This window comes from Agrobacterium sp. NPDC058088 (assembly GCF_042885035.1).
Classification (GTDB): Bacteria; Pseudomonadota; Alphaproteobacteria; order Rhizobiales; family Rhizobiaceae; genus Agrobacterium.
In genome coordinates, this window is record NZ_JBHVSU010000003.1 from 331,898 (window position 1) to 351,104 (window position 19,207).

Genomic DNA, 19,207 nt, shown 5'->3' on the forward strand with positions numbered 1-19,207 from the left:
AACCCGCTCGGATAGAAAGCGGGGGGTGTCACCCCTCCGCCGGTCGTTTCGCCAGCATCATGTAGTTGACGTCCATATCCGGTGAGAGATTCCAGCGATCCTGCAGCACGTTGTAGAAGACGCCCGTGCGGTGGATGATATCCATGCCGCTCGCCACTATCGGCCGCTCGAGTTCCTCCGGGCGGACCAGCTTTTCATACTGGTGCGTGCCGCGTGGCAGCCAGCGCAGAACGTTTTCGGCGGCGAAGATTGCCAATGCGCGGGCTTTGAGCGTGCGGTTGATGGTGGCGGCGAACATCAACCCACCAGGACGCACCATTTTCGCGCAGGTGGTGACGAAGAAATCGACATTGGCCACGTGCTCCACCACCTCCATGTTGAGGATGACGTCGAAGGTTTCGCCCGCTTCCTGCAACTGTTCGGCGGTCACGGCGCGGTAGTCGACGTTGACGCCGCTTTCGCGGGCATGGGTGGAGGCGATGCCGATATTCTTCTCCGAGGGATCGGCACCGACCACGTCCGCGCCCATGCGTGCCACGGGTTCGGACAGTAGGCCGCCGCCGCAGCCGATATCCAGCACGCGCAGACCTTCCAGCGGGCGGTGTGTTTTGGGGTCGCGGCCGAAATTTTCGCAAACGCGGTTGCGGATATATTCGAGCCGAACCGGATTGAACTTGTGCAGCGGACGGAACTTGCCCGTCGGGCTCCACCATTCCGCAGCCATCGCGGAGAAGCGATCCACCTCGCTCTGGTCGACGGTCGTCTGTGCGGTTTCGCTCATGGTTCTGCTCCATATTGCTGTTGCATTGAAGTCGGATGATTGCCCCACGAAGTCAAGACCGGCCGTTCGTTCCTTCGGTAATTTGCCGGGAGCGGATTGCCGCAGGTGGAACTGAAAAGGCATCTCATTTGTTTCATGCTGCGTTCATGCAGCAACGCGTATTTTCCGATCGTGGCAGTATGCGGAACGCATGCTCGTCCATCGAACGTGGGTGGATGCCGACAAGGGCAAAGCGGGCCTTTGCTTGAGGAGAAAGAAGTGAAGAAAAAACTGTTTGGCGCAATTGCGCTGGTGGCCATGCTCGCCGCGCCGGCACTTGCCGAAGCTGCGACGCGCGGTTTCGCCACCGCGAATGTAAACATGCGATCCGGCCCGAGCACGGCTTATCCGGCCGTCGTCGTGATCCCGGTTGGCGCACCATTGACGGTGCATGGTTGCCTGTCCGATACGCCGTGGTGCGACGTTTCTTTTGTCAACGGTCGAGGCTGGGTCGCCGGTCGTTATATCCAGACGACGTTCCGGCAGAACCGGGTCTATGTTGAGCCGCGTTATTATCGCGACCTCGGCGTTCCCGTGATCACCTTCGAAGCCGGCCGTTATTGGGACCGTTATTATCGCGACCGCGACTTTTATCGTGAGCGTGATCGCTGGCGCCGCCCACCGCCGTCAGGCGGTTACTGGAATGCGCCGCCGCCGAGTGCGGGCTGGGATCGCCCGCGTCCGCGTGACGAGTGGCGTGACGGTCGCCGCGATGACTGGCGCGATGGTCGCCGCGACGAGTGGCGTGATCCCCGTCAGGGTGGCGGCCCAAATGACGGTCGCTGGGAACGTCGTTACGGCGATTGGAACCAGGGTGATCGAAATCAGGACAGACCGCGACGCGACGATGACCGCCGCCGCTGGGAAGACGAAAATCGCGACCGCAACCGTGATCGCGACGCTAATCGTGATCGAGGCGGCCAGCAGAACCAGTATGACGGTCAACGCGGTCAGCTGGAGGGCCAGGCGCCGCGCCCGCCTGCACCTGCTCCGGATGCCCCGCTGCAGGGGTGCATCATTGGTAGTCCAGGTTGCGCCTCGCGCTAAAAGAAAATGCCCGGCGAGATTTCGTCGGGCTTTTTTCATTTGGGGCCTTGGCCGATGTGTCGTTGTGGCCTTATTTCTCGGCGGGAGCCTTGCGGGAGCGACTCTTGGGTTTCGCCGGCGTTTCCGCATCCGGTGTGGCAACATCTGCGACAGCCTTGGGAGCGGCTTTTTTACGTGTTGCGGGTTTTGTCGCTTCCGATGTCTTCAGCAGCGAAAATTCATGCTTTGCCTGTTCCCAATGTTGCGCGTCGCGACCATGGGGATGGCCTTCCTTTTCCCAGAGCGTATATGCCCGCTTGCTGATCCATTCATTTTCCGAAACCTGCATGCTCGTCTCCCGTTGCTGTTTACAGCGCCTTTGAGAAGGCGACACTTCGCTTGGTCCGGCACATGCTCGACAGCAACCAATGCCGGCATTTCGAAGCTCCATTACATGCCATGATCTTCCGGGCGTCAAGCAACCATGCTGCATTGCGAAAGAGGATTTCCGGCATTTTCTCTCCTGCAAGGCAGTTTCATCGAAAGACGTTCCCGCAAGCAAGATCAACGTTGCGTGATCGCGCCAAGGCCGCCAAGATGGATGGAGGCATGGCAGCGGAGGAGGCGGTCTTGGAACTGACAGGGGAAGTGGAAGCTGAGGTTATCGTCGAGACAAAAGGAGCGGTCGGCATCATCAGCCTCAATCGCCCGAAGGCCATCAACAGCTTGACGCTGCCGATGGTGCGTGGCCTGTTTCAGGCACTTCAGCGTTTCGAAGACGATCCGGCCATTTCCTGCGTGGTGCTGAGAGGAGAAGGCGAAAGAGGGCTCTGCGCTGGTGGTGATGTCCGCATCATTCATGATCTCGGCAGGGCCGGCGACCCGAAGGTGCTGGATTTCTGGCGGGAGGAGTTTCCGCTCAACTATCGCATCGCCCATTTCGGCAAACCCTATGCGGCCTTGATGGACGGTATCGTCATGGGCGGCGGTGTCGGCATTGCCGCCCATGGTAGCCACCGCATCGTCACGGAGCGCACGCGGCTCGCCATGCCGGAAACGGGTATCGGGTATTTTCCTGATGTCGGTGGTTCCTGGCTTTTGCCCAGAGCGCCCGGCGAATGCGGCACCTGGCTGGGGCTGACCGGCAACGCCGTCACTGCCGCCGATGCGATTTATGCCGGTTTTGCCGATGATTGCGTGCCATCAGGATGTCTGGATGCGCTGGTGCAGGCTCTGTCGCAAGCTACCGATATCGAAACTGTCGAGGCGGCCATAGCTTCCTGCGCCACTGACGATGACAGTGGCGATTGTGAAGGCGAAGGCGTGCTGGCAGCAAACCGCGATATCATTGACGCGACATTCCGTTTCGACACGGTCGAGGAAATCGTCGCTGCACTTTCGGCGCGCGATGATGCTTTTTCGCGCGAAACGCTTGAAGTCCTGCGCAAACGCTCCCCCACCAGTCTCAAACTGACCCTGAAATTACTGCGCCTCGGCCGGGAAAGCGCGAGCCTGATCGAATGCCTTGAGCGTGAATTTGCCGCCGGTACGGAGATATTACGACAGCACGATTTTTACGAAGGCGTGCGTGCGGCGCTGGTCGATAAAGATCGCAATCCTCGCTGGCAACCTGCGCGGCTGGAAGATGTGAGTGAGGAAGACCTTGCACCTTATCTTGCGGCGCATTCCGGCACTCTGTTTCCCGAGCATCGTCTTTGATCAGTATGAGGGCGGCGAGGATGCGGGCGGTGTGAAATGCGTGCTTGTGTGCAAATGCAGGCGCAAAAGAAATCCGGCTTCACGCCGCATATGAAATCATCGCCTTTTAACGTCCAATTCTTTGGGCGAAATTTCCAATCCATGCCGCCGCAAAGCATGGCTGTTTCTCGTCGCTGTTGCCGCCGCCCGCTATGTTGAGCACCATTCGAATTGCCGGGGGTATTCATGAAACGTCTTCTCATTATCGGTACTGCCGTTGCCGCTCTTTTTGCAGGTGCGGCGCAGGCGCAGTCTCCGACCACCATTCTCAACGCGTCCTATGATGTCGCCCGCGAAGTTTTTGCGGCCGAGAACGAGGCGTTCATCAAGCAGCATCCGGGTGTCACCGTCGATCAGTCGCATGCCGGCACTTCCAAGCAGGCGCGCGCCATCGTTGAGGGGCTGGAAGCTGACGTGGTCACTTTCAATCAGGTTACCGATGTCGATTTTCTGGTGAAACAGGGTTTCGTGTCCGCCGACTGGAAGAAGGATTTCCCGAACGACGCCTCGCCGTTCTATTCCTTCCCGTCCTTTCTCGTGCGCGCCGGTAACCCCAAGGGTATCAAGGACTGGGACGATCTTGCCCGCGACGACGTGAAGGTGGTGTTCCCCAATCCGAAGACCTCGGGTAACGCCCGTTATACCTACCTTGCCGCCACCGCTTACGCCAAGGAGAAGTTCAACGGCGACGAGAAGAAGGTTCAGGAATTCGTCAAGAAAATCTTCGACAATACGCCAGTCTTCGATACCGGGGGCCGCGCCGCCACCACCACTTTCGTGGAGCGTGAAATCGGCGACGTATTGATCACCTTTGAAGCCGAGACCCGCGGTATTGCCAAGCAATATGGCGCGCAAAAGGTGGAAGGCGTCGTGCCTTCGGTCAGCCTGCTCGCCGAGTTCCCGGTCGCCATCGTGGACAAGGTCGTCGACAAGCGCGGCTCGCGTGATCTGGCGAAGAGCTATCTGGAATTCATCTATACTGAAGAGGGGCAGCGCATCGCCGCCGAGTTCGGTCATCGTGTTCATGATGAAAAGGTTGTCGGTGAGTTCAAGGACAAGTTCCCGGCCGTTCGCCTCGTCAACGTCAACGATGCCTTCGGTGGCTGGGACAAAATCCAGAAAGAGCATTTTGCATCCGGCGCGACGCTTGATACGCTTTACGGCAGCCGTTAATCACGACGACTAAGAACAGCTAAAAGACCCGGCGGGAAACTGCCGGGTCGCTTTTTGATTGATGGGGGCGAGGTTTGAAGCGGAATGTTCTGCCGGGGTTGAAATTGTCCCTTGGCGTTACCCTGACTTACGTCGCCATTATCGTGCTTCTTCCGCTCTCGGCGCTGGTTTTCAAGGCGGCGAGCCTCGGGCCTGCAGAATACTGGTCGATCATCTCTTCCCCGCGCGCCGTTGCCAGCTACCGTGTCACCGTGCTTTGCGCGCTGGCTGCCACGCTGTTCAACGTCATCTTCGGGCTCGCGCTCGCCTGGGTGCTGACCCGTTACCGTTTTCCGGGCTGGCGTCTCGTTGATGCCATTGTCGACCTGCCTTTCGCGCTGCCCACGGCCGTTGCCGGCATTGCGCTGACGACGCTGTTTGCGGGCAATGGCTGGTTCGGTTCGCTGCTGGCACCGCTCGGCATCACGGTGGCCTACACGCCACTCGGCATTATGGTGGCGATGGCTTTTACCAGCCTGCCCTTCATCGTTCGCACGGTGCAGCCCGTGCTGGAAGATCTGGACCCGGCTCTGGAGGAAGCGGCGCAGTCGCTCGGCGGCTCTGATATGGAGATTTTTCGCAAGGTCATCCTGCCGCTGCTGACGCCGGCGCTGCTTGCCGGTCTTTCGCTTTCCTTCGCCCGTAGTCTCGGTGAGTTCGGGGCGATCATCTTCATAGCCGGCAACCAGCCGTTTTCGACTGAAATTACCGCGCTGCTGATTTTTATCCGGCTGGAGGAATATGATTATCAGGCCGCCGCCGCCATCGCCTCCGTGCTGCTGATGACCGCTTTCGTGATGCTGGCGGTGACCAATTATCTGCAGGCGCGTGCGCTGCGTTATACGGTGAGGAGCTGAGGCATGAGCACCGTTTCTTCACAGCGCAAGCCGCCGCGCGTCGGTGACGCTGCCTGGGTGCGCCGCAGCCTGATCGCCTTCGTGCTCGTCATTGGCGCGCTGTTGGTTGTCGCACCGCTTGTCGTCATCGGCGTTGAGGCGTTTTCGCAGGGCTGGAAGGTGTATTCCGCCACCATCACCCATCCGGATGCCCGCCACGCCATCATGCTGACGGTGCTGACGGCGCTGATCGCCGTGCCTGTTAATACCGCTTTCGGGGTTGCTGCGGCCTGGGCCATCACCAAATTCGATTTTCCCGGCCGGCGCTTCCTGCTGGTGCTGATCGAAATACCCTTCTCGATTTCGCCGATCGTTGCGGGTGTCGCCTATCTCTTCGTTTACGGGCTGCAGGGGCTGTTCGGCCCGTTCCTCGATGCGCATGATATCAAAATACTCTTCGCGCTGCCCGGCATCGTCATCGCTTCGATGTTCGTGACCGCGCCTTTCGTGGCGCGTGAATTGATCCCGCTGATGCAGGCGCAGGGCCGCGATCTCGAGGAGGCAGCGACGTCGCTTGGCGCATCCGGCTGGCGAACCTTCTTTTCGGTAACTTTGCCGAATATCAAGTGGGCGCTGCTTTATGGGGTCGTGCTGTGCAACGCCCGCGTGATGGGTGAATTCGGCGCGGTATCGGTCGTATCGGGCAATATTCGCGGCCAGACCAATACGCTGCCGCTGCACATCGAGTTGCTTTATCACGACTATCAGACGGCTGGCGCCTTCGCGTCAGCCTCCATTCTTGCCTTGCTCGCCGTCGTCACCATCATCGCCAAAGTGGCGCTGGAACGGCGCGGCGCCGGGCGCGGGGCCAAAAAGACCAATGGCGATGCCGCCATCGCCACGGAGACCTGATTCCCATGAAAATCCGCCTCGAAAATGTGGTGAAGACCTTCGATACGTTCCGCGCCGTGCGCGATGTTTCGCTGGATATTGAAAGCGGCGAGCTTCTCGCACTGCTCGGTCCTTCCGGTTCTGGTAAGACGACGATTTTGCGCATGGTGGCCGGGCTTGAATATAGCGATGGCGGCCGCATCTTTTTCGGGGAAGAAGACGCCACTAATATTCCGGTGCGCGATCGCGGCGTCGGTTTCGTGTTCCAGCACTATGCGCTGTTCCCACATATGACGATCCATGAAAACATTGCCTTCGGCATGAAGGTGTCCAAGGTGAAGCGCGACAAGGTGGCGATCGATGCCCGGGTCAATGAACTTCTGAACCTCGTCAAACTCGATGGTTTGGGTGATCGTTTCCCGGCGCAGATTTCCGGCGGGCAGCGGCAGCGCGTGGCGCTGGCTCGCGCCCTTTCGGTCGATCCCAAGGTGCTGCTGCTGGACGAACCGTTTGGGGCGCTGGATGCCAATGTGCGCCGCGACCTGCGCCGCTGGCTGCGCGAAATTCACAATTCCCTTGGCATCACCACGATTTTCGTGACGCATGATCAGGAGGAGGCTCTTGATCTGGCTGACCGCGTGGTCATTCTCAATCAGGGCGAGATCGTGCAGCAGGGCACACCGAAGGAGGTGTGCCGCCAGCCTAACAGTTCTTTCGTCATGCGTTTCCTCGGTGATGCCAACCGGGTCTCCGGCGTGGCGCGCGGCGGCAAGGTCTATGTCGGCGACAATGAGCTGCCATTCTCCTATGCGCAGGGCGACGGTGCAGTCGATATCTATGCGCGTCCCGGTGATCTCGAATGGGAAGATCTGCATGAGGGCATTCCGGCTTCGGTGGAGCGCGTCCTCGACCGCGCCGGCGAGCGCCGGGTGATCGCCAGCACCGATGGCGGCGACATCCTGGAGTTCGATGTGCCGCCGGAAAACGATGTCACGGCTGGAGATCGCGGTTCGGTCATCATCCGCAGAGCGAAGATTTTCCCGGCGGCGTAAGGGTCGTCAGATCAGAAGTTCGAATGCGCTTTCCGCTACAGGCCTGCCATTGATCATCAACTCGACCCTGTGCAGGCCGGCATAGTGCTTGCGGGTGGTGAAATCGCGCATGGCGCGGCTGATCGATAGCGCGCAGGTTTCGCCGGGCTGAAGTTCCACTTCCTTCCACTTGAAGACCTTGGCGGAAGCATCGCCATTCTTCTTCACGTAATGCACGGCATAATCGATTACCAGCTTTTGCGGTGTCTTCGCCGTTGAGGTGAAAGAGGCGGAAATCCGCACCGGATTACCGAGAGCCACCGTCTCAGGCGACACCTTAAACGCTGCAAGCGCAATCTGCGCTTCCTCATGCGCGCCCAGATGTGCAAGTGCGGCCGCGTCGCCCTTCTTGATGAGGGTGCGCAGGGCCTGCCGCACGATCCAGCGCATATGCGGGTGGTCTTTCGGCCACGTGTCGATGAGCCCCAACACGAATTCGGGGTTGTCCTTGGTAATGTCGTTCAGGTGGTTGGCGACGGATTTGCGCACGTAAAGCGCATCATCGGCTTTCATGGCGTCGAGGATTGCGGTGACCGGGGAAGGATCATCGATCAGAGGTCTCAACTGGAACGACCAGGGCAGACGGGGCCGGCAGCCTTCGCTCGCCAGCCGCCGTACATGCTCGTTTTCGTGTCGCGACCAGCTTTCCATCACGGCGAGCGTGGCGCCCAAGTCCTTTTGCAGAAAATGACGGATGGCGAATTCCGAAGAGCCGAAGCGGGTGAAATAGGACAAGGCCCGCATGGAAAGATCGAAATCATCGAGACCATAGAGCGCCACATATTCCGGCAGCGAAATGGATGCAAAGCCGTTGCCGATGCCGGGAGCTGCGGCGGTCAGTATCTCGATGTTGCGGGCATAGTCGCCGGGAAGCGTCGCATGCAGACTGGTCGCCACCTGTCGCATGCGCTGCATGATGCCAAGTGCTTCAAGATTTGTCGTCGCAAGCGCAATGAAGGCGGAAACGTCGAAGGGCGGATGAACGGCCTTGGTCTGGTCGGCGATGTGCTGCAGTTTCTCGCGGTTGAAGATTTCCTTCAATGCCGGTGCCGCCGTGTCGCTCATAATACCCCCAAAGTTCACTTTTTGTTCTTCTAAGGCAAGGTGAGATCGGAGGCAAGGGAAGACTGCACGGCTTTATTATCGTGCTGACGGAACGAGCGGGCGCCACAAACCTCTTCTTCCCGCCGGGAAGAAGTCCGAGGCGGCGGGAGGAGGGGGCAAAGGCAGCACTAAGTCGCGAGCCGAACCTTCGGGCCATCTTCTCCCCGGCGGGGGAGAAGAAGTATCTGCGAAAAATCAGCTCATCTGACTGACGAATTTGGTCTCCAGATAGGCCTGAACCGCTTCCGAGCCGCCTTCCGTGCCATAACCGGAATCCTTGATGCCGCCAAAGGGGACTTCGGGGAGCGCAAGGCCGTTGTGGTTGATGGTCAGCATGCCGGCTTCGACCTGATGGCCGAGCGCATGCGCGGTCTTGACCGAGCCGGTGAAGGCATAGGATGCAAGGCCGAAGGGCAGGCGGTTCGCTTCGGTGATGGCGTCATCGAAGGTCGAGAAGCGGTTGATGATCGCGACCGGGCCGAAGGGCTCGTCGTTCATGATCTTGGCAGTGGTAGGCACATTGGCGAGCACCGTCGGTTCGAAGAAATTGCCTTTGTTGCCGATGCGGCGTCCGCCGGTTTTCAGGTCTGCACCATGGGAAACAGCGTCGTTGATGAGGCCTTCCAGTGCGGGAATGCGGCGCTCATTGGCAAGGGGACCCATTACGACATCGTCTTCCAGGCCATTGCCGACCTTGATCGCCTTGGTCGCTTCCACGAAACCTTCAAGGAAGCGATCCGCCACGCCGTCCTGCACCAGGAAGCGGGTGGGGGCGACGCAGACCTGGCCTGCATTGCGGAACTTCGCAAGCGAGGTCACCTGGATGGCCTTTTCGATATCGGCATCGTCAAAGATCATGACAGGCGCGTGGCCGCCCAGTTCCATCGTGGCACGCTTCATGTGCTTGCCGGCCAAGGCCGCCAGATGTTTGCCAATCGGCGTGGAGCCGGTGAAAGAAATCTTGCGGATCACCGGATGCGGGATCAGATATTCGGAAATCTCTGATGGAACGCCATAAACGAGGCCGATAACGCCGGCCGGCACGCCCGCATCCACAAAGGCGCGGATAAGTTCAGCCGGTGACGCCGGAGTTTCTTCCGGCGCCTTGACGATGATGGAGCAGCCGGTGGCAAGCGCTGCTGAAAGCTTGCGGACGATCTGGTTGATCGGGAAATTCCACGGCGTGAACGCCGCAACGGGACCTACAGGCAACTTGATGGCAAGCTGCGAAACGCCGGTCGCGCGAGCGGGAATGACCTGGCCATAGGTGCGGCGGGCTTCTTCAGCGAACCAGTCGATGGTATCGGCGGCGCCCATGATTTCGGTGGCGGATTGCGCCAGCGGCTTACCCTGCTCGCGGGTCATGATGTAGGCGATCTTGTCCTTGCGTTCGCGCAGGATGTCGGCAGCCTTGCGCATGATCTTCGAACGCTCGAAAGGCGAGGTGTCGCGCCAGACCTTGAAACCGCGCTCGGCGGCGGCAAGCGCCAGATCGAGGTCTGCTTTCTCGGCGTGGGCGATAGCGCCAATAATTTCGTCGGTTGCCGGATCGGACACGGCAATCGTCTTGCCGGAAACGGCGTCTCGCCATTCGCCATCAATGAGGAGTTTGATGTCGGGATAGGTGTGCATAGGGGCTACCTTCATGATGCGGCCGATACGGCGGATGCCGTCCGGCCCGGAGACGTGAACAGAATTTTCCTGACCGGACGATATCCGGCATCGCGGCTTACGCTGCGCTGAACGGGTGTCTGGATGTTTCCGGCATCCGGCATCGCCGAAAACGGGAACGACAGCCTTTATATTAAGTTTCGGGCGATATGTTTCAACCGTGTACCCCGGCAATCGCCACGATTTTTCTGTGACTGGGAACCTGTCTTTGCCATTCCGGTTTGGTATCTGAAGGGGCGGCGATTGGTCGGCCAATCTGCGCGAATCAGAAGAGATTCTGTGCAAGGGTGGAACAGCTCTCGCCGCAAGTCGGCCTTCGTCGCACCTGGCGGGTTGTGATGAAAGGCTTCTCGTGTTTGCCGTTTGCGTCATAACAGGGCGTCGAGCCTCAAAAAGCGACAATAGGACGGAAAACTTATCCAAAGGGTTTACTCCAAACCTAGAGAAAATACGGATAAAATCTCAGTGAGGATATAACATCGGTTCCTGATATATATTGTGAGCGTCGGTGCCCTTAACCTTCACAGGTTGGCGATAACCCTCGAACTGAACGTTGTCGATGGAGAAAAAGTATGAATCTCGCCCGGGTACTTCTCAGTGCGTTCTTGTCGCTCATGTGGCTTTCCTGCGCGCAGGCCGGGACGATTGCCAAACCGCAGGGCAAACCGATATTAACCATATCCGGAAACATCACGAACACGAATGCCGATGGTGCGGCGCAGTTTGACCGCGACATGCTGGAAGCGCTCGGCATGGAGACGGTGGAGACGACGACGCCCTGGCATGATGGCCGTGTTCGCTTTGATGGTGTTTCGCTGGCAAAGTTGATGGATGTCGTGGGCGCAAAGGGCACCAGCGTCACGGCAGTCGCTTTGAACGATTATGTCAGCACGATACCGATTGAAGATTTTAAGAAATTTAACGTTATCCTGGCGATCAAGCTGGATGGCAATTACATGACAGTTCGCGAAAAAGGCCCGTTGTTTGTCATCTATCCCTATGACAGCGACCCGGAGCTGCAAAAGCAGACCTATTATTCGCGGTCCGCATGGCAAGTTGCCAAACTGATAGTGGAATAAAGGTGCCGTTTGCGAAAACTTGTGGCGGTGATCATCTGTTGCTTCGTCCTGGCAACGGGCTATATCGCTTTCGTCATTGCCGAGCGGCAGACCGCTCTGCAGAAATTCGCCCGCTATAATGATTCCTGGGCCGTCAGCCAGACGGTGGCGGAATATCTGCGTCTGCAGAACAAACTGGCCGTCTTCGCGCTCAATCCCGGCAAGATAGACCGGGACGAATTACAGTTGCGTCTGGACATCATGCTGAGCCGGCTGGAGCTTCTGAAGCAGGGTAATCTAGGGGCCTTTATCAATGAAAAACAGCAGTGGCGGGATCTCGTAACCCGCCTCGACGCTATTCTGGCGCGTCTGGAGCAGGACGTGAACACGCTTGATCCGGCGAAGGTTCCCGATCTCCTCTCGGCAATGAGCGCACTCGATGCGCCGATGACGACGCTCGCCTCCTCCTCTGTCGCTTATGACGTCAATCTCATCGATACCGCGCACGAGGATGTGCGCAAGCTGCATATTGTTTATACCGCGCTGGCCGGCGGCCTGATCCTCTGCGGCATCGCGCTTGTCATATTGCTGCTTCGCCAGAACGATCTCCTGAATCGGGCGCAAAAAAGCATGCGTGGTCTCACGGACGATCTGCGTGCCGCGACGCTGGAGTTGCAGGCAAAGAATGTCAGGCTAGAGCATGATGCCTATCATGACGCACTGACGGGCCTGCCGAACCGGGCGCTGTTTAGACAGGAACTGATCGAGAGGCTGCGCCGATCCTTCGGCGGCACCGGAACGACGGCGATCCTTCTCCTCGATCTCGACGGGTTCAAGGACGTCAACGATACGCTCGGCCATGATGCGGGCGATGCGCTGCTTCAGGCCGTGGCGCAGCGCCTTTCGGCCATTGGCGGCGATTACGACATGGTCTGCCGTCTGGGCGGCGATGAATTTGCCGTCGTCTCCGACGATCTGAACGAAGACGCCGCCCGCCGCCTTGCCACCAAACTCATCGACCAGATCAGCCGCACCTATCAGCTGGGTGAGCAGGAGGTCAAAATCGGCACCTGCATCGGCATCGCCATCTCGCATGGCGCCGTTGATGCCGATGAATTGTTCAAGCGTGCTGACCTCGCTCTTTACGAGGCGAAAGCCATCGGACCGGGCCGGGCAAGCGTGTTCAAGGTCCGCATGCAGAAGCAGCTGACGGAGAAAAAATCCTTCGAGGCCGATCTGCAGACGGCGTTGCAGAACGACGAGATGGAAGTCTATTACCAGCCGCAGGTGGCAACGCAGACCCGCAAACTCTGCGGCTTCGAAGCGTTGCTGCGCTGGAAACATCCGGTCAGGGGCGATGTGCCGCCCAGCGTATTCATTCCTGTCGCGGAAAGAACCGGCCTCATCCATTCGCTCGGGAAATGGGTGATGGAGACAGCCTGCCGCGAGGCGATGGGCTGGGACGAAGACATGAAGGTGGCGGTCAATCTTTCGCCGGTTCAGTTCCACAGCACCAACCTCATCCAGAACGTCATGGGCGCGCTTGAGAAAAGCGGGTTGGAGCCGAGCCGTCTCGAACTCGAGATCACCGAATCGATCCTGCTCAACAAAAGCGACCAGACGATCAACACGCTGTCGCGGTTGAAGGCCGTCGGCATCAAGATCGCCATGGATGATTTTGGCACGGGTTATTCTTCACTTGCCAATCTTCGCGGCGTACCCTTTGACAAGATCAAGATCGACCGATCCTTTCTGCGCGATATCACAAGTGACCGTGACGCCTTGGCGATCGTGGAATTCGTCGTCGGGGTCGGCCGCAGTTTGCGCATGACGACGATTGCGGAAGGCATCGAGACGGAAGAGCAATATGAATGCGTCAGACGCCTGGGATGTGATCAGGTTCAGGGCTATCTGATCAGCAGGCCGTTGCCGGCCAAGGAACTGGTGGCCTGGAGTTCCGTCTGAGCCGCGCCTGTTTTGAAGGCCGTGTTAGAATTTTTACCAAGTCATGGTGTTGCTTGGGAAAACCGATACCGGTTCGCGCAACGATGCTGTAGAGCATTTTCGGTTGATACGGGATCGTTGTGGCGAGACGACCGGATTTTGCGAAAAGGCTTGAGACATGGAAATACTGGACGTGCACGGGGTTGCCCTGCCTCTTTCTTGCGATGAGGTATCGCCCGTCATATGGCAGGCGCTGACCGACGGCAGCTATGAGGCAAAAGAGGCCCGCAGCGTCCTGAAAGCCATCAAGCCCGGCGACCGCGTGCTGGAGCTGGGATCGGGTATCGGTATCATCACCTCGATCATTGCCGGCATTGAGGATGTCTCCGTCTGGGCTTTCGAGGCCAATCCCTCCACGGCCGCGCTCGCGGAGCGGGTCATCAAGGCTAATTGCCGCGGCAATGTCGTGTTTTCGCAGGGACTTCTTACCGCCGACGAGCCGAGCTCCTATCCCTTTTATGTTCGCAAGGATCTCTGGATGTCGTCGATGGACGAAAATCAGGGCCCTTATGAAAAACGCATCGAAATCTCCTCGGCGAATATCGATGAATTTGTTGCGGAGCAGGGCATTACCGCGCTCGTTATGGATATAGAAGGCGCGGAGCGCGATCTGCTCGGCAAGGCCGAGCTTGCCGGCGTGGAGCGGATATTCGTTGAACTGCACGACCACCTTTACGGTCTCGCCGGCGTCCGCGACATCATGCAGGCACTCACCGCCAAGGGTTATGCCTATGATCCGCGCGGCTCTCGCGGTCCTTGCGTGCTGTTTTCCCGGGATGACAGCCCGAGGGAATACGATCCCGACGTGGATTGAAAGCCGGGCACCTCCCGCCAGGGGCGGCGTTGGAGAGTTTGTTTTAAACTGCGGCAGGGCGCTGAGCGTTCTGCCCGCAATCGTTTTACAAACCGCTTGCGCCATCTGGCGCAACCTTTAGTGCTTCATGCCGTTTAGTGCCCGTGCCACGATTCATCTGGCAGCGGGTGGCGCCATTATTATTGCCAAAAACGCAATTCATTCCGAATTATTATTGTAATTGTTGAGACCATTTTCCTGCGTCATTATCCCTCCATCAAACCGGCGCACAACAGGATGCACCGGAGATGCCAACGCAACCGAAGGAGAAACGATCATGGGCTTTGTTAAGACGACAGACGGAACCGAAATCTTCTACAAGGACTGGGGCCCGAAGGATGCCCAGCCGATCGTTTTCCACCATGGCTGGCCGCTCTCGTCCGATGACTGGGATGCGCAGATGCTGTTCTTCGTTTCCAAAGGATATCGCGTCGTCGCCCATGACCGCCGTGGTCATGGCCGTTCCGCGCAGGTTGCCGATGGTCACGACATGGACCACTACGCCGCCGACGCCTTTGCCGTCGTCGAAGCGCTCGATCTGAAGAATGCCGTCCATATTGGTCATTCCACCGGTGGCGGCGAAGTTGCCCGTTACGTCGCAAAGCATGGTGAACCCGCCGGCCGTGTTGCCAAGGCCGTTCTCGTGTCCGCCGTGCCGCCGCTGATGCTGAAGACCGAGGCCAATCCCGAAGGTCTGCCGATGGAGGTTTTTGACGGCTTCCGCTCAGCGCTTGCCGCAAACCGCGCCCAGTTCTTCCGCGATGTGCCGGCCGGCCCGTTCTACGGTTTCAACCGCGATGGCGCGACCGTGCATGAAGGCGTTATCCAGAACTGGTGGCGTCAGGGCATGATGGGCAGTGCAAAGGCCCACTACGACGGCATCAAGGCCTTCTCTGAAACAGACCAGACGGAAGACCTGAAGAATATCAGCGTTCCGACGCTGGTTCTGCACGGCGAAGACGACCAGATCGTTCCGATCGCCGACTCCGCTCACAAATCGATCAAGCTGCTGAAAAACGGCACGCTGAAGACCTATCCCGGTTTCTCGCACGGCATGCTGACCGTCAATGCCGATGTGCTGAACGCCGACCTGCTGGCCTTTATCAAGGGCTGAGCGCTCTGCAGAACGGGAATGCGGCCGGTTACTCGGCCGCATTTTTATTTGGGCTAGGTCAAATGACCCCGCCAGGCGGTGCGATAGGAAGTCAGCTCGGGGATATCTCCCGCAATGAAATGACGCTCTCGCCCGGCAACCGGCTTGATCCCGGTGAGGAGTGCAGCACCCGCACTGGTCCCCGTCGAGCCTTCCATGGCAATGACGTCGGTTGCTGCAAAAGTGGCGAGTGCCTTCAAATAGAGCGTGTTTCCGGCAAAGGGGCCTTCAACGACAACCGGTCCTCTTCGTTCAACGAGCGAAAGGCAGAATTCTGTCATCAGGGCAAGATAGAGCGAAGCAGTGGCATGTCGCTCCGCCGCTGTTGCATCGCCATCGGCGATCCAGCGTGCCGCCTTTTCCGGAAAGGGGCCGGAGCCGCTGACCACGCTCGGCAGCAGCATCATTCCTTTTTCGATAACCGCGCCGAACGCGGCTTCAATTTCGTGGATTGTGGCTGGTCCGAATTGCTGCGCCAGCATCTCATATTCCCTGCCGCCCATGAAGCGGGAGGAAGGAACCGGTCGCCCGAGGGCATCGACATTCAGAAGCGTATCGCGGTTGGGATCCAGCGCATCCGCCTTGCCGCCAATGGCGAAATTCACCACCCAGGTGCCTGTGGAAACGACGGAAAAATCTCCGTTGCGGCGAAGAAGGTGCGGCAGTAGCGAGGCATTGGAATCATGGATGCCGCAATAGACCGGCATATTCGCAGACAGCCCGGTTTCCTGTGCCAGCGATGGGCGGATGGTTCCCAGCACATCGAAAGCGGAGCGGACAGGCGCCATCAGATGCTCGATACCGAGACGCTCGACCAGCGAGGAAAAGCTCTTCACGCGCGGGTTCCATAGGTCCGTGTGGCAACCAAGCGAGGTCGTTTCGGTTGCCTGAACGCCGGTCAGCCGCCCTGCCCAATATTGCGGGTAAGTGACGATGTCGCGCACCCTGGCAAACTCGTCCGGAAAGGCGGTTTTCTGGAAATGGATTTGTGCACCGAGGTTCAGTCCTGCAGGAAGCTGCGGCGAGCCGGTCTCTGCGAAATCGGGCCTGATCTCGCGATAGGCCTCCTGAACGGGTTCTGGGTAAGCGTGCTCGTAATCAAGCACCGGCATGGCGAGGTCGCCGTTTCCATCGAGAAGTGCTGCTGAAGCGCCATGGGTGGTGATGGAAATCGCGTCGAAACCCGGCTCGCGGCTAAACCGCTGAAGAGCGGCAAGAATGAAGTGCCAGAGCATCTCCACATCGTAATGTGGGTAGGGGCCATCGCGGAGAACGGGGTTCGTCCGCTTCTCGCCGGCAATTTCCTCGCCGCTGCCGGTGTCGATGACGACTACTTTGGCATTGGTCTTGCCGATATCGATGACCGCGACCCGGCTCCGTCTGATGCTGTCGCTCATGGCTGATGGAACACCGTCACCAGGTCTTTCACAACGGGTGAGTTATCGGGATTGCTCTCCATGATATCAGCCATATGCGCCCACCATTTCTTCATCACGGGATGGTCGGGCAAAGCCGCCATGCCGTGGGTCTTCGGCCGCGTCAGCACGCCGAAGAGAATGTTGGTTTCCGGGTCGAGATGGATGGAGTAGTCGCTGACACCCGCCTCGTGCAGCAGCGCCACCAGCTCAGGCCATATTTCGTCGTGGCGCTTTTTGTATTCGGCCTCCTTGCCGGCGAAGAGTTCCATCTTGAAAGCGTGTTTTTCGAGTTCCGGCATGGCTCAGCCTTTCATGGCTCGAAGGCGACGGACGACGATGGGGATGGCGATGGTAACGATGAGCAGCAGGCCAACGAAGATCGACATGACGATGCCGGGCACGTTCAAAAGCCCCAGCCCGAAAGTGACAAGGCCCATGACGAAGGCGGCGATGACGACGCCCGCAATCGTGCCGGAACCGCCGAGAATGGAAACGCCACCCAGCACCACCATCGTTACCACTTCAAGCTCCCAGCCTTGAGCGATTGACGGGCGCGTGGAGCCGAGCCGCGAGGTCAGGCAGACGGCGGCAATGCCGCTCATCAGGCCGGTGAGCAGAAAGAGGATGAACTTCACGCGCTCGACGGGAATGCCGGAAAAGCGGGCGGCGAAGGGGTTGGTGCCGATGACATAGACCTGCCGGCCGAAATTGGTTGCGTGCAGCAAAATGGCGAAGAGGACGGCCATGATGACGAATAGCACAAATTCGAATGAGATCACCCAGAACACGTAGCCTTGACCGAAATAGGCGAAATCCGCCGGATATTTGCCATAGGCCTGATCCCCCAGCACCATATAGGAAATGCCGCGAAACAGGCTCATGGTGCCGATGGTGACGACGATGGAGGGCAGTTTCAGCCCCGCGACCAGAAAGCCGTTGAAGGCGCCGCAGAAAAGCCCGGTGCCGATGCCGATGGCGACGAGGCCGGGCGTGCCGACACCCATCTGCACCGCCGCTCCCATGGCAGTGGAGGCGAGCGCGATGATGGCGGCGACTGACAGGTCGATTTCACCGGCGATGATCAGAAGCGCCATGGCAAAGGCAATGATCGCCTTTTCGGTGAAGTTGAAGGTGGCATCGGAAAGATTCCAGGCATTGAGGAAATAGGGCGAGGCGAGCGAATTGGCGATGAAGATCAGGATCGCAACGCCAAGAAGCAACACTTCCCAACTGGCCATGATACGGCTGAGCGGCGTGCCGAGTTTATCGGGAATGACGCGCGGTGCCTGTGACGATTGGGAATTCGTGCTCATGCGGATGCTTCCTTCCCATGGTCTGCTGCGGCCCGGTCGCGCAGGATGATGCGGCCTTTTCTGGCTTCAGCGCGGGCGTTAAAGACAACGGCGAGCACAATGACCACGCCCGAAATCGCCATTTGCGCGAAGGGTGAGATGCCGATGACGGGCAGCGCATTCTTGATGACGCCGAGGAACAGCGCGCCAAGCACCGCTCCGGCCACCGAACCGATACCGCCGGCAATCGAGATGCCGCCGATCACATTGGCCGCCACGCTATCCAGTTCGAAACCGGCGGCGATATCCACATAGGCGACGGCGTAACGCGACACCCAGAGATAGCTGGCGAGACCGGCGAGCGCGCCCGACAGCACGAAGGCGAAGAAACGCGTCCGGCCGACATCGATGCCGGCATAGACAGCAGCACCCGGATTGCCGCCGGAGGCGTAAGCGGAGCGACCGAAGGAGCTTCGGGTGAGCACCAGCCAGGCCCCGGCGATGATGAGAATGGCGACCCAGGACAGAACCGGCATGCCGAGGATCATCGTGCGCGGCACATTGAGGAAAGTTGGCGAAAACTGATGCGCATTCACCCAGCCCCCACCCGAAAGCACGAAGGCCATGCCGCGGTAGATGGTGAGCGTGCCGAGCGTCACGACAATGGGCGGAATGCCGAGCCACCAGACGAGTATGCCGTTGATGGAACCCAGAAACGCGCCGATACCGACCGCCATGACGATGAGAAGCGGCAGCGGAATGCCCGGAAAAGCGGCATTGGTCATCGCCACCGCCATGCCGGTGAAGGCGAGGTTGGCGGCAACCGAAAGATCGATGGATTTGGTGAGAATGACCGCCATCTGCCCAAGCGCCAGAATGATGAGGATGGACGTATCATTGAATATATTGACGAGATTGCCGGGCCGGCCGAAGCCGGGCGCGCGTAGGGCAAAGCCCGCTATCATGACGATGATGATGCCCGCCAGCAGCCATTCGCGATTTTTGAGTAGACGTTGCATG

18 protein-coding genes are annotated in these 19,207 nt (G+C 59.0%); 10 read left to right on the forward strand and 8 right to left on the reverse strand.

Annotated elements, in window-relative coordinates:
* Positions 1–28: 28 nt before the first annotated feature.
* The gene (gene ubiG / locus ACFVTJ_RS11555; RefSeq protein WP_386907429.1) at positions 29–781 is read right to left on the reverse strand and encodes a bifunctional 2-polyprenyl-6-hydroxyphenol methylase/3-demethylubiquinol 3-O-methyltransferase UbiG; all 753 of its coding nucleotides are present in this window, start codon (positions 779–781) and stop codon (positions 29–31) included.
* A 258-nt stretch (positions 782–1,039) separates the two neighbouring features.
* Here ubiG and ACFVTJ_RS11560 point away from each other — a divergent pair, with 258 nt between their 5' ends.
* Positions 1,040–1,867, forward strand: a complete 828-nt coding sequence (locus ACFVTJ_RS11560) for an SH3 domain-containing protein (RefSeq protein ID WP_386907431.1) — start codon at positions 1,040–1,042, stop codon at positions 1,865–1,867.
* Between the two features lie 70 nt (positions 1,868–1,937).
* Here ACFVTJ_RS11560 and ACFVTJ_RS11565 read toward each other — a convergent pair whose 3' ends face one another.
* Positions 1,938–2,195, reverse strand: a complete 258-nt coding sequence (locus tag ACFVTJ_RS11565) for a DUF2934 domain-containing protein (protein WP_386907433.1) — start codon at positions 2,193–2,195, stop codon at positions 1,938–1,940.
* Between the two features lie 260 nt (positions 2,196–2,455).
* Here ACFVTJ_RS11565 and ACFVTJ_RS11570 point away from each other — a divergent pair, with 260 nt between their 5' ends.
* The 5 genes from ACFVTJ_RS11570 (at position 2,456) to ACFVTJ_RS11590 (ending at position 7,595) form a co-directional block, all read left to right on the forward strand.
* The gene (locus tag ACFVTJ_RS11570) at positions 2,456–3,565 is read left to right on the forward strand and encodes an enoyl-CoA hydratase/isomerase family protein (protein ID WP_386907434.1); all 1,110 of its coding nucleotides are present in this window, start codon (positions 2,456–2,458) and stop codon (positions 3,563–3,565) included.
* A 225-nt stretch (positions 3,566–3,790) separates the two neighbouring features.
* Positions 3,791–4,777: a thiosulfate ABC transporter substrate-binding protein CysP gene (cysP, locus tag ACFVTJ_RS11575; protein ID WP_386907436.1), complete on the forward strand. Its 987-nt coding sequence runs from the start codon at positions 3,791–3,793 to the stop codon at positions 4,775–4,777.
* A gap of 74 nt (positions 4,778–4,851) precedes the next feature.
* Positions 4,852–5,673, forward strand: a complete 822-nt coding sequence (cysT, locus tag ACFVTJ_RS11580; RefSeq protein WP_386907438.1) for a sulfate ABC transporter permease subunit CysT — start codon at positions 4,852–4,854, stop codon at positions 5,671–5,673.
* A gap of 3 nt (positions 5,674–5,676) precedes the next feature.
* Entirely contained in the window at positions 5,677–6,564 is an 888-nt protein-coding gene (gene cysW / locus ACFVTJ_RS11585; protein WP_386907440.1) for a sulfate ABC transporter permease subunit CysW, read from the forward strand.
* Between the two features lie 5 nt (positions 6,565–6,569).
* Positions 6,570–7,595 carry a sulfate/molybdate ABC transporter ATP-binding protein gene (locus ACFVTJ_RS11590; protein ID WP_386907441.1) on the forward strand — a complete coding sequence of 342 codons (1,026 nt, stop codon included), beginning with the start codon at positions 6,570–6,572 and terminating at the stop codon, positions 7,593–7,595.
* 6 nt (positions 7,596–7,601) lie between these two features.
* Here ACFVTJ_RS11590 and ACFVTJ_RS11595 read toward each other — a convergent pair whose 3' ends face one another.
* Both ACFVTJ_RS11595 and ACFVTJ_RS11600 read right to left on the reverse strand, forming a co-directional pair.
* Positions 7,602–8,699, reverse strand: coding sequence for a DNA alkylation repair protein (locus ACFVTJ_RS11595; protein ID WP_386907443.1), 1,098 nt, complete (start codon positions 8,697–8,699; stop codon positions 7,602–7,604).
* 234 nt (positions 8,700–8,933) lie between these two features.
* Entirely contained in the window at positions 8,934–10,370 is a 1,437-nt protein-coding gene (locus ACFVTJ_RS11600) for an NAD-dependent succinate-semialdehyde dehydrogenase (protein ID WP_386908032.1), read from the reverse strand.
* A gap of 611 nt (positions 10,371–10,981) precedes the next feature.
* On the opposite strand from ACFVTJ_RS11600, the gene ACFVTJ_RS11605 reads away from it, so the two are divergent.
* From ACFVTJ_RS11605 to ACFVTJ_RS11620, 4 genes are all read left to right on the forward strand, one after another.
* Complete coding sequence (locus ACFVTJ_RS11605) at positions 10,982–11,488, forward strand: molybdopterin-dependent oxidoreductase (protein WP_386907445.1); 507 nt, start codon at positions 10,982–10,984, stop codon at positions 11,486–11,488.
* 9 nt (positions 11,489–11,497) lie between these two features.
* Entirely contained in the window at positions 11,498–13,432 is a 1,935-nt protein-coding gene (locus ACFVTJ_RS11610; RefSeq protein WP_386907447.1) for a putative bifunctional diguanylate cyclase/phosphodiesterase, read from the forward strand.
* Between the two features lie 157 nt (positions 13,433–13,589).
* A complete protein-coding gene (locus ACFVTJ_RS11615) occupies positions 13,590–14,285 on the forward strand; it encodes an FkbM family methyltransferase (protein WP_386907449.1) in 696 nt (231 codons plus the stop codon).
* A gap of 316 nt (positions 14,286–14,601) precedes the next feature.
* A complete protein-coding gene (locus tag ACFVTJ_RS11620) occupies positions 14,602–15,438 on the forward strand; it encodes an alpha/beta fold hydrolase (protein WP_386907451.1) in 837 nt (278 codons plus the stop codon).
* Between the two features lie 53 nt (positions 15,439–15,491).
* Here the strand turns inward: ACFVTJ_RS11620 and ACFVTJ_RS11625 are convergent, their stop codons facing one another.
* Genes ACFVTJ_RS11625 through ACFVTJ_RS11640 form a run of 4 tightly spaced genes read right to left on the reverse strand, consistent with a single transcriptional unit; the run spans position 15,492 to position 19,206 of the window.
* Positions 15,492–16,874, reverse strand: a complete 1,383-nt coding sequence (locus ACFVTJ_RS11625; protein WP_386907453.1) for an FGGY-family carbohydrate kinase — start codon at positions 16,872–16,874, stop codon at positions 15,492–15,494.
* The gene (rhaM, locus tag ACFVTJ_RS11630) at positions 16,871–17,194 is read right to left on the reverse strand and encodes an L-rhamnose mutarotase (RefSeq protein WP_386907455.1); all 324 of its coding nucleotides are present in this window, start codon (positions 17,192–17,194) and stop codon (positions 16,871–16,873) included. Before rhaM ends, ACFVTJ_RS11625 begins: the two co-directional genes overlap by 4 nt.
* Before the next feature lie 3 nt (positions 17,195–17,197).
* Positions 17,198–18,208: an ABC transporter permease gene (locus ACFVTJ_RS11635; RefSeq protein ID WP_386907457.1), complete on the reverse strand. Its 1,011-nt coding sequence runs from the start codon at positions 18,206–18,208 to the stop codon at positions 17,198–17,200.
* On the reverse strand, positions 18,205–19,206 hold the full coding sequence (locus ACFVTJ_RS11640; protein ID WP_269823499.1) for an ABC transporter permease: 1,002 nt from the start codon (positions 19,204–19,206) through the stop codon (positions 18,205–18,207). Before ACFVTJ_RS11640 ends, ACFVTJ_RS11635 begins: the two co-directional genes overlap by 4 nt.
* Position 19,207: the final 1 nt, after the last annotated feature.